Source organism: Streptomyces sp. NPDC053427, from assembly GCF_044544985.1.
Lineage (GTDB): Bacteria > Actinomycetota > Actinomycetes > Streptomycetales > Streptomycetaceae > Streptomyces.
The window spans coordinates 6,563-23,792 of record NZ_JBITYA010000003.1 but is presented as its reverse complement, the minus strand read 5'-3'; the positions used below and the strand labels follow the sequence as shown (position 1 = coordinate 23,792).

At 72.8% G+C, this 17,230-nt stretch carries 1 protein-coding gene (only partly in view); it reads right to left on the bottom strand.

The genetic code is table 11. The features are described from left to right. A protein-coding gene (locus ACIGWZ_RS08130; RefSeq protein ID WP_400062050.1) for an SDR family NAD(P)-dependent oxidoreductase crosses the window boundary here: on the bottom strand, window positions 1-17,230 show its 5' portion. Its footprint begins 15,752 nt before the window's first position; only the first 17,230 of its 32,982 coding nucleotides appear in the window; it begins with the start codon at window positions 17,228-17,230; the stop codon falls past the left edge of the window.

Below are 17,230 nucleotides of genomic sequence, written 5' to 3'. Positions count from 1 at the left end.
CGGCTCCCTCGATCGCCTCCCACGACGACTCCAGCAGCAGTCGCTGCTGGGAGTCGGTCGCCATCGCCTCACGCGGGCTCATCCCGAAGAAGTCGGCGTCGAACTCGGCGGCGTCGTGCAGGAACCCACCGGAGCGGGTGTACGAGGTGCCGGTGTGCGCCGGGTCGGGGTGGTAGAGGTGGTCCAGGTCCCAGCCGCGGTCGGCCGGGAAGTCGGAGACGACGTCGGCTCCTTCGCTGACCAGGCGCCACAGGTCCTCGGGCGAGGTGATGCCGCCGGGGAAGCGGCAGCTCATGCCGACGACGACGATCGGGTCGTCCTCCAGCTGGGAGGGCGAGAGGTCCGGGCGGTCGGGGTCCGATGCGGCGTCGGGGCCGAGGAGTGCGACGAGGAGGTGCTCGGCGAGGGCGGCGACGGTCGGGTAGTCGAAGATGGCCGTGGCCGGCAGCCGCAGACCGGTGGCCGCGCCGAGGCGATTGCGGAGTTCCACCGCGGTGAGCGAGTCGAAGCCGAGGTCGCGGAAGGCGCGGGAGGGGTCGACGCCGGCGCCGTCGGCGTGGCCGAGGACCAGGGCGGCCTGTTCGCGGACCAGGGCGAGCAGGGCCTGGTGTCGCTCGGTGCGCTCGAGTCGGCCGAGCTTCTCGGCCAGGTCGGCGTCGGTGCCTGCCCTGGCTGCGACGGCGCGGCGTGCTGGGGCGCGGACAAGACCTTGCAGCAAGGGCGGTACGGGGTTCAGGTTGCGCAGGACGGGGAGGTCGAGGCGGACCGGCACCAGCGCCGCACCGCCCGTGGCAAGAGCAGCATCGAAGAGCGCAAGCCCCTCCTCCACCGCCAGCAACGGCATACCCGACTCCGTAGCCCGACGCACCTCACGCGCATCGAGCCCCGCAGTCATCCCCACACCCTGCTCCCAAGCACCCCACGCAAGAGAGACACCGGGCAGCCCCAAGCCCTGACGGTAAACGGCCAATGCGTCCAAGAACGCGTTACCCGCCGCATAGTTGGCCTGCCCCGCACCACCCCACACACCCGCCACCGACGAGAACACCACAAACGCGTCCAGGTCCCGGCCGCGCGTCGCCTCATGCAGATTCCACGCACCGTCCACCTTCGGACGCAGCACGGAAGCCAACCGCTCAGGGGTGAGCGAGCCGACCACACCGTCGTCCAGCACACCCGCCGCATGCACCACCGCGCACAACGGATGCTCGTCCGGAATCCCGGCCACCACACCGGCCACCGCGGCACGATCGGCGACATCACACGCGGCCACCGACACCACAGCACCCAGCGACTCCAGATCCGCCACCAACTCGGCAACACCCGGAGCCGCCGGGCCGGAACGACTCGTCAACACCAAACGCCGCACCCCACGCGCCACCACCAGATGACGCGCCACCACACCGCCCAATCCACCCGTACCACCCGTCACCAGCACCGTGCCGGTCGAGGACCAGGTGCGGGGCAGGGTGAGCACGATCTTGCCGGTGTGCTTGGCCATGCTCATGAAGCGGAAGGCATCCTTGGCGTGCCGGACGTCCCAGGTGCGGACCGGCAGCGGCTGGAGGTTACCGGCCCGGAAGAGGTCCATCAGCGCGGCCAGCATGGCGCCGATGGCGTCCGGCTCCACCCAGGCGAGGTCGAAGGACTGGTAGCGGATGCCGTCCGGGACGCCGTCGGCGTCGCGGATGTCGGTCTTGCCCATCTCCAGGAACCGTCCGTCGTCGCCGAGCAGCCGCATCGAGGCATCGACGAACTCACCGGCCAGCGAGTTGAGGACCATGTCCAGTCCGCCGTCGCCGGCGACGGCCGCGAACGCGGCCTCGAAGTCCAGCGTCCGGGAGGAGGCGATGTGGTCGTCGGCGACGCCGAGGGAGCGCAGCACGTCCCACTTGCCCTCGCTCGCGGTGGCGAACACCTCCGCGCCGAAGTGATGGGCGATCTGCACGGCCGCCATGCCGACACCGCCGGCACCCGCGTGCACGAGGACCTTCTCCCCGGCGTGCAAGGCGCCGAGGTCCTTGAGCGCGTGGTACGCGGTGAGGAACACCAGCGGCAGTGCGGCAGCGGTCTCCCAGGACCAGTCGTCCGGCAGGAGGGTGAGGCGGCGTGCGTCGTCCACGGCGAGCGAGCCGAAGCTGCCCGACACCATCCCCATGACCCGGTCGCCGGGGGCGAGCCCCGTGACCTCTGGGCCGACCTCGACGACGACACCGGCGGCCTCGTGGCCGAACCGGCCCGCGTCACCGGGGTACATGTCGAGGGCCTTCAGGACATCGCGGAAGTTGAGCCCGGCGGCGCGGATCTCGATACGGACGTCATGGCCGCTGAGGGGTTCCAGGGCCTCCGGGTACGGGGTGAGGGCCAGGCCGTCGAGGCTGCCCTTGGCCGTGCTGTCGAGCCGCCAGGCCGGGGCGGCCGGCGGAACGAGCGCGGCGGCCGCATCGTGGCGAGCCAGCCGGCAGGCGAGAAGGGTGCCGTCGCGCAGCGCCAGCTGCTGTTCACCGCTGCGCAGCGCCCGGCCCAGCACCCGACCGCGTTCGGCTGCGGCGGACCTGTCATCTGTGTACCTGTCGTCGGCGGACCTGCTATCGGCCGACGCGCCCTGAGCCGTCGCGCCCTGAGCCGTCGCGGCGGGACCCCGGTCGACAAGGACGAACGTGTCCGGGCTCTCCGACTGCGCGGAGCGCACCAGGCCCCAGACCGCTGCGGCGGCGACGTCCGTGATGTCGGTACCACCGGCAGCGACGGCACCGCGCGTCGCGAGGACGAGCCGTGCCCCGCCGAACCGCACCTCCCCCATCCATTCCTGGATCAGGGCGAGGGCGGCGGCGCTCAGGGCGTGCGCGGAGTCGGCCGCGGACCCTGCGCCGCTGCCGTCCACCGTGACGAGCACCGTGTCCGGGATCCCGGCGTCATCGGCCGCGAGGGCGGCCAGGTCGGGGTAGGTCGACGTGGCGATGCCGGCCGCGGCCAGGTCGTCGGCGAGGCCGGCCGTGTCCGCGCCCACGAAGGCGACGGCGGTGGGCATGTCCTGGTCCCGCGGCCCCTCGGCGACGGGTACCCAGTCGAGGTGGAACAGCGCGTCGTGGGACAGGTGCGCGGCTCCATTGAGCTGCTCGGCGAGGACGGGCCGCGCCACGAGCGTGTCGATGGAGGCGACGGCCCGCCCGGCGGTGTCGGCCACGGCAATCGCGACGGAGCCTCCGTCGTCCCCGGCCGGGGACAGCCGCACCCGCAGCGCCGAAGCACCCGACGCGAACAGGGAGACACCCTCCCAGGAGAACGGCAGTCCACCGGAGCCGCCCTCGCCGTCGCGGGCGAGCAGCGCGGTGTGCAAGGCCGCATCGAGAAGAGCCGGATGCAGACCGAAGGCGGCAGCGTCGTCCGCTGCGGTCTCCGGCAGAGCGACCTCCGCGTACAGGACCTCGCCGTCACGCCAAGCGGCCTTCAGGCCCTGGAACACGGGCCCGTAGCCGAAGCCGCTCTCCGCGAAGCGCTCGTAGCAGCCGGCGACATCCAGAGCCTGGGCGCCGGTGGGCGGCCAGACGGTGGCATCGAACGCGGGGGCTGCCGGGGCCTCGTCGGCGGTCAGGATGCCGGTGGCGTGCTGGGTCCAGGAGGCGTCGGTGGCATTGTCGGGGCGGGCGTGGACGGTGACGGTGCGGCGGCCGCTGTCGTCGGCGACACCCACCCGCACCTGTGTCTGCAACGCGCCGCGCTCGGGCACGACCAGCGGCGCGGCAAGCGTCAGTTCTTCGACACGATCACACCCCACCTCGTCACCGGCGCGGAAGGCCAACTCCAACAGCGCCGTGCCCGGCAGCAGCACGGTGCCCAGGACCGTGTGATCGGCCAGCCACGGGTGGGACCGCAGCGACAGACGCCCGGTGAACAACACCCCTTCGCCCTCGGCGAGTTCGACCGATCCGTCGAGCAGCGGGTGCCCGGCGGCAGTGAGCCCGACCGCACCGCCGCTCGCGGCGGCGATCTGCGCCCCGGAAGGCCAGTAGGTGACGCGCTGGAACGCGTACGTCGGCAGATCCACACGGGCAGCGCCGGCACCGGCGAAGAACACCGACCAATCGATACGAACTCCCGCCACATGCAGATGAGCCAGCGCGGTGAGCGCCGACGTCTCCTCGTCCCGGTCCTTCCGCAGGAACGGCACCGTGGCCGCACCCTCGGTGAGGGACTGCTGCGCCATGGCGGACAGGACGCCGTCGGGGCCGAGTTCGAGGAACGTCGTGACGCCTTCCCTTTCGAGGGTCTGGATGCCATCGGCGAAGCGGACGGCCTCACGGACATGCCGCACCCAGTACCCGGCCGAACACAGCTCCTCGGCGGAAGCCACATCACCCGTCAGATTCGATACGACAGGGATGCTCGGCTCGGAGAACGACAGTCCCTCGACCACCACACGGAACTCATCCAGCATCGGATCCATCAACGGCGAATGGAACGCATGCGAAACCCGCAGCCTGGTGGTACGACGACCCTGCTCGGCCAACCGATCCGCCACAGCCACCACGGCAGCCTCCGCACCCGACACCACCACAGAGCCCGGCCCATTGACCGCCGCAATCGACACACCATCCGTCAGCAGCGGGATGACCTCGCCCTCGGTCGCCTCCACCGCGACCATCGCCCCACCGGCCGGAAGCGCCTGCATCAAACGCCCACGCGCAGCGACCAAACGGCACGCATCCTCAAGAGACAACACCCCGGCCACATGCGCGGCCGCAACCTCACCGATCGAATGCCCCGCCACAAAGTCCGGCCGCACACCCCAGCTCTCCACCAACCGGAACAGCGCCACCTCCACCGCAAACAACGCAGGCTGAGTCCACCCGGTCTCCCCCAACAACCCGGCATCCTCACCCCACATCACCTCACGCAGCGACCCACCCAACTCACCCTCAAGCAGAGCCAGTACGCCATCCAACGCCTCCGCAAACACAGGGAACCGGCCATACAACCCACGCCCCATCCCCAACCGCTGCGCACCCTGACCCGAGAAGACGACGGCTCGGCGGCCGGTGCGGGTCCGGCCCGTTACGGCCGCAGTGTCCGGCTGGCCAGTGGCCAGGGCGGTCAGCGTACGGACGGTGTCGGCGGGGTTGGCAGCGAGGACGACGGCGCGGTGGTCGAAGGCCGAGCGGGTCGTGGCGAGCGAGTGGGCGACGTCGATCGGGCGCAGCTCCGGGTGTTCCGGGAGGTGGGCGAGGAGCCTTGCGGCCTGGTCGCGCAGCGCCTCCGGCGACTTACCGGACAGCACCCACGGCACCACACCGGGCTCGGAGGCAACCGCCTCAATATCCCTTTCACGCATGGCTGTTGGCTGTTCCAGGATGACGTGCGCGTTCGTTCCGCTGATACCGAAAGACGACACACCGGCACGACGCACCCGACCCGTCTCCGGCCAGGCCATCCGGTCCGTCAGCAGCTCCACGGCGCCCGCGGACCAGTCCACGTGCGAGGAAGGCTCGGTGACGTGCAGGGTCCGCGGCAACACCCCGTGCCGCATCGCCATCACCATCTTGATGACGCCCGCCACACCCGCGGCAGCCTGCGTATGACCGATGTTCGACTTGAGAGAACCCAGCAGCAGGGGCCGTTCGGGGGCACGGTCGCTGCCGTATGTGGCGATGAGGGCCTGCGCCTCGATCGGGTCACCCAACGTCGTCCCCGTACCGTGCGCCTCCACCACATCGACATCACCGACCGACAGACCACCACTCGCCAGAGCCTGGCGAATGACGCGCTGCTGCGACGGACCGTTCGGGGCTGTCAGGCCATTCGACGCACCGTCCTGGTTGACTGCCGAGCCACGGACCACAGCCAGGATCTGGTGACCGTTACGGACCGCATCCGACTGCCGCTCCAGCAGGAGCATGCCGATGCCCTCGGACCAGCCCACCCCATCAGCGGACTCGGAGAACGCCTTCGAGCGTCCATCGGGGGCCAGGCCACGCTGCCGCGAGAACTCGACGAACGTGCTCGGCGTCGACATCACGGTCACCCCGCCGGCCAGGGCCAGGGAGCACTCGCCCGAGCGGAGTGCCTGCATCGCCCAGTGCAGGGCGACGAGGGAGGAGGAGCAGGCGGTGTCGACGGTGACCGCCGGGCCTTCGAAGCCAAAGGTGTACGAGATACGTCCGGAGGCGACGCTGCCGGCGCTGCCCTGACCCTGGAAACCCTCGAACTCCCTACCGCCCAGGATGCTCCCGTAGTCGTTGTACATGACACCGGCGAACACACCGGTCCGGCTCTCCCGCAACGACAGCGGATCGATCCCCGCCCGCTCCACCGCCTCCCACGACGACTCCAGCAACAACCGCTGCTGGGAGTCCGTCGCCAACGCCTCCCGCGGACTCATCCCGAAGAACCCCGGATCAAACTCCCCCGCACCCTCAAGGAATCCACCGAAGCGCGAGTACGAGGTCCCGAAATGCTCCGGGTCCGGGTCGTAGAGGTTGTCCAGGTCCCAACCACGGTCCGCCGGGAAACCGGAGATCGCATCGCCCCCCTCACTGACCAGACGCCACAAATCCTCCGGCGAGGCCACACCACCCGGATAGCGGCACGCCATCCCCACGACGACGATCGGGTCGTCATCCATGGACGGGAGGGACTGGAGTGGTACGCGGGTCTCGGTCTCGGCGCCGAACAGTGCGGTGACCAGGTGATCGGCGAGCGCGTTCAGTGTCGGGTGGTCGAAGACCATCGTCGCCGAAAGGCGCAGTCCGGTCGCGGAGTTGAGGCGGTTGCGCAGCTCGACGGCGGTCAGCGAGTCGAAGCCGAGGTCGCGGAAGGCGCGTTCGGCGTCGATGTCGGCACCGCTCGCATGGCCGAGGACGAGCGCGGCACAGGCGCGGACGAGGTCGAGAAGTGCCTCGTGGCGCTGGGTTCGGTCGAGGCGGCCGAGCCGCTCCAGGAGTCCGGCGTCGGTTGCGGCGGACGGCGCGCCCGCGGTGCGGCGCAGCGGCGTGCGGATGAGGCCGCGGAATACGGCGGGTACGGGGTTCAGGTTGCGCAGGACGGGGAGGTCGAGGCGGACCGGCACCAGCGCCGCACCGCCCGTGGCAAGAGCAGCATCGAAGAGCGCAAGCCCCTCCTCCACCGCCAGCAACGGCATCCCCGACTCCGCAGCCCGACGCACCTCACGCACATCGAGCCCCGCAGTCATCCCCACACCCTGGTCCCAGGGGCCCCACGCCAGAGACAGACCGGGAAGACCATCGGCCCGGCGCCGCGCCATCAGGGCGTCCAGGAAGGCGTTCGCTGCCGCATAGTTCGCCTGACCGGCACCACCCAACACACCCGCCACCGACGAGAACACCACAAACACATCGAGATCCAGACCGCGCGTCGCCTCATGCAAGTGCCACGCCGCATCCACCTTCGGACGCAACACCGAAGCCAACCGCTCAACCGTCAGCGAACCCACCACACCGTCATCGAGAACACCCGCCGTATGCACCACCGCTGACAGCGGACGCGCCTCCGAAATACCCGCGAGAAGGGCCCCCACCGTGTCCCGGTCAGCGACATCACCGGCCCGCACCACCACCTCGGCACCACGCGCAGTGAGCTCCGCAACCAGTTCAGTCGCGCCAGGCGCCTCAAAACCACGCCGACTGACAAGCAGCAGATTACGGACGCCGTACCGGCTGACCAGATGCCTGGCAAACTGCGCACCCAGCCCCCCGGTCCCACCGGTGATGAGAACCGTGCCCTCTCCGCTCCACTCGACCGGTTCGCCAGCACCCTCGCCGGACGACGTCGGACGGGGACGGGCCAATCGGGCAGCATGCAGCCGCCCCTCACGCAGGAGGAGCTGAGGTTCGTCGGAGCCGAGTGCCGCAGCGAGGGCGGCGCCGGAGGCGTCGGTTCCGTCGAGGTCGATGAGGCCGAAGACTCCCGGGTTCTCCGTCTGCGCCGAGCGCACGAGGCCCCAGATGGCCGCGGCGGCGGGATCGGTGGCCGGTTCGTCGCCGTAGGCGACAGCGCCGCGGGTGACGAACACCAGGCGGGAGTCGGCCAGTCGGTCCTCGGCAAGCCACTGCTGTAGGACGGACAGAGCCTCGCAGGTGAGGCTATGGGCGGACGCCGCACTATCGACGCCAGTGTCGGCGTCGGAGTCGGTGTCGATGCCGGAGCACGTGTCGGAGTCGGCGTCGGCGTCGTGTGGGGCGCCGAACGGGACGAGGACGGTTCCGGGCACCGCCGTGTCGGATGCGGCGAGGGTGGCGAGGTCGTGGTGGCGGGTGGCACCGGTGCCGGCGAGTGCGTCGGCGAGGAGCGCGGTGTCCGCGCCGAGGAGCGCCGGCGGTGTGGCGTCCGCCGTGGTCGGCAGGGTGACCGGGACCCAGTCGAGGTGGAAGAGGGCGTCGTGCGAGAGGTGGGCGGCCCCGTTGAGCTGCTCGGCGAGGACGGGCCGCGCCACGAGCGTGTCGATGGAGGCGACGGCCCGCCCGGCGGTGTCGGCCACGGCAATCGCGACGGAGCCTCCGTCGTCCCCGGCCGGGGACAGCCGCACCCGCAGCGCCGAAGCACCCGACGCGAACAGGGAGACACCCTCCCACGAGAACGGCAGTCCACCGGAGCCGTCCTCGCCGTCGCGGGCGAGCAGCGCGGCGTGCAGGGCCGCATCGAGAAGCGCCGGATGCAGACCGAAGGCGGCAGCGTCGTCCGCTGCGGTCTCCGGCAGAGCGACCTCCGCATACAAGACCTCACCGTCACGCCAAGCGGCCTTCAGACCCTGGAACACCGGCCCGTAGCCGAAACCGCCCTCGGCGAAGCGCTCGTAGCAGCCGACGACATCCAGAGACTGGGCGCCGGTGGGCGGCCAGACGGTGGCGTCGAACGCGGGGGCTGCCGGGGCCTCGTCGGAGAGCACGCCGGTGGCGTGGAGCGTCCAGGTGCGGGTGTCGGTGCTGTCGGGGCGGGCGTGGACGGTGACGGTGCGGCGGCCGCTGTCGTCGGCGACACCGACGCGGACCTGAATCCGGACGGCGCCGTCCTGGGGCAGGGTGAGCGGTGCGGCGAGGGTCAGTTCTTCGACGTGGCCGCAGCCAACCTCGTCGCCCGCGCGGATCGCCAGTTCGAGGAGGGCGGTGCCCGGCAGGAGGACGGTGCCGTGGACGCGATGGTCGGCGAGCCACGGGTGGGACTGGGCGGAGAGCCGTCCGGTGAACAGGGCGCCCTCCCCTTCGGGGAGTTCCACGGCGGCGCCGAGCAGGGGGTGTTCGGCGGCGCCGAGTCCGGCGGCGCGCATGTCGCGGGTCTCGGCGGTGCGGGCGGCGGGCCAGAACCAGCGGTGCTGGAAGGCGTAGGTCGGCAGGTCGACGTGGGTCGCGCCGGTGCCGTCGAAGGCGGTCGACCAGTCGGCGTCGACGCCGCGGACGTGGAGTTGGCACAGGGCCGTGATGACGGCCTGCTCCTCCGGGCGGTCCTTGCGCAGGAGCGGCACGGTGCCGGCGCCTTCGGGCGTGGACTCCTGCGCCATGGCGGACAGAACGCCGTCGGGGCCCAGCTCGAGGAAGGTGGTGACGCCGCGCTCGCCGAGTGTGCGGATGCCGTCGGCGAAGCGGACGGTGTCGCGGACGTGGCGGACCCAGTAGTCGGCGGAGCACAGCTCGTCGGCCGACGCCAGATCACCCGTCAGATTCGATACGACGGGGATGCTCGGCTCGGCGAACGACAGCCCCTCGACCACCGTGCGGAAGTCGTCGAGCATCGGCGTCATCAGCGGCGAGTGGAAGGCGTGGCTGACGCGTAGCCGGCTCGTGCGGCGGCCCTGTTCGGTGAAGTGCGCGGCGAGGGCGAGCGCCGTGTCCTCGGCGCCGGAGAGGACGACGGATGCCGGGCCGTTGATCGCGGCGAGCGACACGTCGTCGGTGAGGTGCGGGAGGATCTCGTCCTCGGTGGCCTGGACGGCGATCATCGCGCCGCCCTCGGGCAGCGACTGCATGAGGACGGCGCGGGCGACGACCAGGCGGCAGGCGTCGGCGAGGGACAGGACACCCGCGACGTGCGCGGCGGCGATCTCCCCTATGGAGTGCCCGGCGACGAAGTCCGGCGTGACGCCCCACGATGCGACGAGGTGGAACAGGGCGACCTCGACGGCGAACAGGGCGGGCTGGGTGAAGCCCGTGCGGTCGACGAGTTCGGCGTCGTCGCCCCAGATGACGTCCCGCAGGGAGTGGCCCAGTTCGGCGTCGAGGCCGGTGAGGACGGTGTCCAGGGCGGCGGCGAACGCCGGGATGCGCTCGTAGAGGACGCGGCCCATGCCGAGGCGCTGGGAGCCCTGGCCGGAGAAGAGGAAGGCGGTGCGGCCGGAGCCGACGGTGCCCGTCAGCAGGTCGGCGTCGTCCTCGCCCGCGGCGAGCGCGGCGAGGGCGCGCAGGGCGTCGTCCCGGTCGGCGCCGAGGACGACGGCACGGTGGTCGAAGGCCGAGCGGGCCGTGACGAGCGAGTAGCTGATGTCGACGGGCCGCAGCGCGGGGTGGGCCTCGACGTGGGCGAGGAGGCGTGCGGCCTGGTCGCGCAGGGCCTTCGGCGACTTGCCGGACAGCGGCCAGGGGGCGGCCGGGAGTTCTTCGACGGGGCCGTGCGCGGGGTCGACCGCGGTGCCGGTGGCCGTGATCGGCGGCTGTTCGATGATGACGTGGGCGTTGGTGCCGCTGATGCCGAAGGAGGAGACGCCGGCGCGGCGGACGCCGGTGCTATCGGGCCAGGCGGTGTGTTCGGTGAGGAGTTCGACGGCGCCCGCGCTCCAGTCGACGTGTGACGAGGGGGCGTCGACGTGCAGGGTCTGCGGAAGCATGCCGTGCCGCATCGCCATCACCATCTTGATGACGCCGGCGACGCCGGCCGCGGCCTGGGTGTGGCCGATGTTGGACTTCACCGAACCCAGCCACAGTGGCCGTTGCGGGTCGCGGTCGCGGCCGTAGGTGGCGAGGAGGGCCTGCGCCTCGATCGGGTCGCCCAGGGTCGTCCCCGTGCCGTGCGCCTCCACCGCGTCCACGTCGTCCGCCGACAGACCGCCGCTGGCCAGGGCCTGGCGAATGACGCGCTGCTGCGACGGGCCGTTCGGGGCCGTCAGGCCGTTCGACGCACCGTCCTGGTTGACGGCCGAGCCGCGCAGCACGGCGAGGATCTCGTGGCCGTTGCGGAGCGCGTCGGAGCGGCGCTCCAGGAGGAGCATGCCGACGCCCTCGGACCAGGCGACGCCGTCCGCGGCCTCGGCGAACGCCTTCGAGCGTCCGTCGGGGGCGAGGCCGCGCTGCCGCGAGAACTCCACGAAGGTGCTCGGCGTCGACATCACGGTGACGCCGCCGGCGAACGCCAGGGAGCATTCACCGGCCCGCAGGGCCTGGGCGGCGAGGTGCATGCCGACCAGGGAGGAGGAGCAGGCGGTGTCGACGGTGACGGCGGGGCCTTCGAGGCCGAGCGTGTAGGAGACGCGGCCCGAGGCGACGCTGGGCGCGCTGCCGTTGCCGCGGAACGCCTCGTACTCGTCGCCGGTGAGCGTGGTGCCGTAGTCGTTGTACATGATGCCGGCGAAGACGCCGGTACGGCTGCCGCGGAGGGAGACGGGGTCGATGCCCGCGCGTTCGGCCGCTTCCCAGGACAGTTCGAGCAGCAGGCGCTGCTGCGCGTCGGTGGCCATGGCCTCGCGCGGGCTCATGCCGAAGAAGTCGGGGTCGAAGGAGCCGGCGTCGTGCAGGAATCCGCCGGCGCGGACGTGGGTGCGGCCGGGTTGGTCGGGGTCGGGGTCGTAGAGGTTCTCCAGGTCCCAGCCGCGGTTGGCCGGGAAGGGGCCGGTGGCGTCGGCGCCTTCGCTGACCAGGCGCCACAGGTCCTCGGGCGAGGTGACGTCGCCCGGGTAGCGGCAGGCCATGCCGACGATGACGATCGGGTCGTCGGCGGTGGGTGGCAGGGCCGGCAGGGGGGTGGCCGCCGGGGTGTCGGCGGCGGCGCCGAGGAGTTCGTCGCGCAGGTGGTCGGCGAGCGCGCTCGGTGTCGGGTAGTCGAAGACCATGGTGGCGGGCAGGCGCAGGCCGGTCACGGAGTTGAGGCCGTTGCGCAGTTCGACGGCGGTCAGCGAGTCGAAGCCGAGGTCCTGGAACTGGCGGCCCGCCTCGACCTCGGCGGCGTCCGCGTGGCCGAGCACCTGGGCGATCTGGGCGCGGACCAGGTCGAGCAGGATCTCGCGGCGCCCGGCGGCGTCGAGGGGGGCCAGGCGCTGGGCCAGGCCGTCGGCGGCTTGCGACACCGGGGCGGCGGCGCGCCGCGCGGGGGTGCGGATCAGGCCGCGCAGCAGCGGCGCGATATCGCCCTGGGTGCGCAGGACGGGGAGGTCGAGGCGGACCGCGGCGACGGCGGGGAGGCCGGAGGCGAGACCGGCGTCGAACAGGGCGGTGCCCGCTTCCACCGTCAGGGGCGGCATGCCGGAGCGGGCGATCCGCTCGACGTCGATGTCGGTGAGGGTCTTCGTCATGCCGACGCTCTGCGTCCAGGGGCCCCAGGCCAGGGAGACGGCGGGCAGGCCCGCGGCGTGGCGGTGGAGGGCGAGGGCGTCCAGGAAGGCGTTGCCCGCGGCGTAGTTGGCCTGCCCGGGGCTGCCGAGTGTGGCGGCGACGGACGAGAAGACGACGAACGCGTCGAGGTCGAGGTGGCGGGTGAGGTCGTGCAGGTGCCAGGCGGCGTCGGCTTTGGGCCGCAGGACGGTGTCGAGGCGCCGCGGGGTGAGCGAGCCGACGACGCCGTCATCGACGACGCCCGCGGTGTGCACGACGGCGGTCAGCGGGTGGGTGTCGGGGACGGTGTCCAGCAGGCCGGCGAGCGCGGCGCGGTCGCCGACGTCGCAGGGCGCGACCTGTACGGAGGCGCCGAGCCCGGTCAGTTCCTCGACCAGGTCCGGTGCGCCGTCGGCGGCGAGGCCGCGGCGGCTGGCGAGGAGCAGGTGCCGGGCGCCGTGTGCGGTGACGAGGTGGCGGGCCAGGACGCCGCCGAGTCCGCCGGTGCCGCCGGTGATCAGGACGGTGCCGTCCGGGTTCCAGTCGCGGGGCTCGGCGGGCACCGGCACGCGGACCAGGCGGGCGGTGCGGACGTCGGTGCCGCGTACGACGAGGTCGGGTTCGTCGTACGCGGCGGCCAGGGCGGCCGCCATGGCTTCGGGCGCGGTGCGGGCGGGGTCCCGGTCGAGGTCGAGGAGGGCGAGGCGGCCGGGGTTCTCGGTGCGGGCGGTGCGGATCAGGCCGTGGACGGCCGCGGCGGCGAGGTCGTCGCCGTCGGTGGCGCCGTGGGTGACGAAGACCAGGCGGGCGTCGGCGAAGCGGTCGTCGGTGAGCCACTGCTGGGTCAGGTCGAGGGCGGCGGCGGTCAGGGCGCGGGTGGCGTCGGTGACCGGGGTGCCGGGGGCGGCGGACGCGGTGGAGAGGACCAGGTCGGGGAGCGGTCCTTCGGTGGCGGCCAGGGTGGGGAGGTCGGGGTGGGCGGTGGTCCGGATGCCCGTGGTGCGCAGCGCGTCGGCGACGGCGGACGGGTCGGGGCCGATGACGGCGACGGAGGCCGGCAGGTGGGTGGGCCGGTTGCGGAGCGTGGTCCACTCGGTGCGGAAGAGGGAGTCGCGGTGCACGGCGGCGCCGTCGCCGGGTGCGTCGGTGGGGACGGCGCGGGACACCAGGGAGTCCACGGACAGGATGGTGCCGCCCGCCGTGTCGTAGACGGCGATGGACACGGTGTCGTCGCCTGCGGGGGCGATCCTGGCGCGGACGGTGGTGGCGCCGGACGCGGCGAGGCAGACACCTTCCCAGGCGAACGGCAGGCCGCCGCGGCTGAGCGCGCCGAGGTCGGTGTAGGCGGCGGCGTGCTGGGCGGCGTCGAGGAGCGCGGGGTGCAGGCCGAAGCCTGCGGCGTCGGTACCCGCGTGATCGGGCAGCGCGACCTCGGCGTACACCTCGGTGCCGCTCCGCCAGGCGGCCCGCAGGCCCTGGAAGACGGGTCCGTAGGCGAAGCCGAGGCCGGCGAGGCGCTCGTAGCAGCCGTCGAGGTCGATCCGTTCGGCGCCGGCGGGTGGCCAGACGGTGGCGTCGAAGTCGGGGTCGGGGGCGCCGCCGCCGGCGGTGAGGACGCCGGTGGCGTGCCGCGACCACGGCAGGTCGAAGCCGTCCTCCAGGCGGGAGTAGATGCCCAGCGGGCGGCGGCCCGCGGGGTCGGCGGTGCCGACGCGGACCTGAAGCTGGACGCCGCCGCGCTCGGGCAGCACCAGCGGTGCGGCGAGGGTGAGTTCTTCGATGCGGTCGCAGTCGACCTCGTCGCCGGCCCGGACGGCCAGTTCGACGAAGGCGGTGCCGGGCAGCAGTGCGCGGCCCTGCACGCCGTGGTCGGCGAGCCAGGGGTGGGACTGGACGGAGAGGCGGCTGGTGAACAGGACGCCTTCGCCGTCGGCGAGTTCGACGGCCGCGCCGAGCAGCGGGTGCTCGGCGGAGCCGAGTCCGGCGGCCCGCATGTCCTGGGTGGAGCGGCCGGCGGCCGGCCAGAAGCGCTGGTTCTGGAACGGGTACGTCGGCAGGTCGACGCGGCGGGCTCCGGTGCCGTCGAACAGGCGCGACCAGCGCACGGTGGTGCCGCGGACGTGGATCCCGGCGAGGGCGGTGAGGGCCGACTGCTCCTCGGGGCGGTCCTTGCGCAGCAGCGGGACGGCGGCGAAGTCGCCGTCGGGCAGCGACTCCTGGGCCATGGCGGACAGGACGCCGTCGGGGCCCAGTTCGAGGAGGGTGGTGACGCCGCGGCCGGTGAGGGTGGTGACTCCGTCGGCGAAGCGGACCGCGTCGCGGACGTGGCGGACCCAGTAGTCGGCGGAGCACAGGTCGTCGGCGGCGGCGATCGTGCCGGTCAGGTTGGAGACGACGGGGATGCGCGGCTCGTGATAGGTGAGGCGCTGCGCGACGGCGCGGAACTCCGCCAGCATCGGGTCCATGAGCGGCGAATGGAAGGCGTGGCTGACCTGCAGTCGTGTCGTCTTGCGGCCCTGTGCCGCGAAGTGGGCGGCGACGGCGAGGGTCGCGGCCTCTTCGCCGGAGATCACCACGGACGTCGGACCGTTGACGGCGGCGATCGACACGCGGTCGGTGAGGTGGGGTGCGACCTCGTCCTCGGTGGCGCGGATCGCGATCATGGCGCCGCCGCGGGGCAGCGCCTGCATGAGGCCGGCCCGCGCGGCGACCAGGCGGCAGGCGTCCTCCAGGGAGAGGACACCGGCGACGTGCGCGGCGGCGATCTCGCCGATGGAGTGGCCGCCGACGAAGTCGGGGGTGACGCCGAGGGAGGCGATGAGGCGGTAGAGGGCGACCTCGACGGCGAAGAGGGCGGGCTGGGTCCATCCGGTCTCGCCGAGCAGTGCGGCGTCGGAGCCCCATACGACCTCGCGCAGCGGCCGGTCGCCGGCCGCGTCGAGCAGACCGGCGATCTCGTCGAAGGTGTCGGCGAACACCGGGAAGCGGGCGGCCAGTTCGCGGCCCATGCCGGGGCGCTGGGAGCCCTGGCCGGAGAACAGCACGGCGCACAGTCCTTCGCCGGCCACGCCGTGGGCAACCTCGCCGGCGGCGGCCGGGTCGGTGCCGTCGGAGAGCAGGACGGCGCGGTGCTCGAACGCGGAGCGGCCCGCGGCGAGCGAGTAGCCGATGTCGAGCGGCCCGGCCTCGGGGGCGCCCGCGAGGAACGCGGCGAACCGTGCGCGCTGCGCGTCGAGGGCGGCGGCGGTGCGGGCGGAGAGCGTCCACGGTACGAGGGCGGGCTCGACGGCGGGGCGGGCGGCGCCCTTGTCGGTGGTCGGCTCCGGTGCGGCGGGGGCCTGTTCGAGGATGACGTGGGCGTTGGTGCCGCTGATGCCGAAGGAGGAGACACCGGCGCGGCGGGCGCGCCCGGTCTCGGGCCAGTCGACGGCTTCGTCGAGGAGTGCCACGGAGCCCGCGGTCCAGTCGACGTTGCGGGACGGTTCGGCGGCGTGCAGGCTGCGCGGCAGCAGGCCGTGCTGGAGCGCCATGACCATCTTGATGACGCCCGCGGCGCCCGACGCGGCCTGCGCATGGCCGATGTTGGACTTCACCGAGCCCAGCCACAGCGGCCGTTCGCGGCCCTGTCCGTACGTGGCGAGCAGGGCCTGCGCCTCGATCGGGTCGCCGAGGGTGGTGCCCGTACCGTGCGCCTCGACGGCGTCGACGTCGGTGGCCGTCAGGTGGGCGCTGTCGAGCGCGGCGCGGATGACACGCTGCTGGGAGGGGCCGTTGGGGGCGGTGAGGCCGTTGGAGGCGCCGTCCTGGTTGATGGCGGAGCCGCGCAGCACGGCGAGGATGGTGCGGCCTTCGCGCTGCGCGTCGGACAGCCGCATCAGGACGAAGATGCCCGCGCCCTCGGCCCAGCCGGTGCCGTCGGCGGCGTCGGAGAACGGCTTGCAGCGGCCGTCGGCGGCGAGGCCGTTCTGCGAGGTGAAGGAGACGAACGGGCCGGGCGTCGCCATGACGGACGCGCCGCCGGCCAGGGCGAGCGAGCATTCGCCGCCGCGCAGCGCCTGGGCGGCCCAGTGCAGGGCGACCAGGGACGAGGAGCAGCCGGTGTCGACGGTGACGGCCGGGCCCTCGGCGCCCAGCGTGTACGAGAGGCGTCCGGAGATGACGCTGGCGGCGTGCCCGGTGGTCGCGTACACCTCGGCGTCCTCGTCGGACGCCTTGATGACCTCGCCGTAGTCCTGGCCGGTGGTGCCGACGAACACACCGGCCTGGCTGCCCCGCAGGTCGGCGGGGTCGATGCCGGCGCGCTCCAGCGCCTCCCAGGTGATCTCCAACAGGATGCGCTGCTGCGGGTCCATGGCGACGGCCTCGCGCGGCGAGATGCCGAAGAAGCCCGGGTCGAAGCCGGCGGCGTCGTCGACGAAGCCGCCGACCTGGGCGAGGCTGCCGCCCTCGCCACCCCCGGCGAGGCGCTCGAGGTCCCAGCCGCGGTCCTGGGGGAAGGGCCCGATGACGTCCCGGCCCTGCGCGACGAGATCCCAGAGGTCCTCGGGCGAGGCGACGCCGCCGGGGAAGCGGCAGCCGATGCCGACGACCGCGATGGGCTCCGACGCCGCCGACACCAGCTGCTCGTTCTGCCTGCGCAGCCGCTCGTTCTCCTTCAGGGACGACCGCAGTGCCTCGACGTACTGGTTGGTGGACGTGCTCAT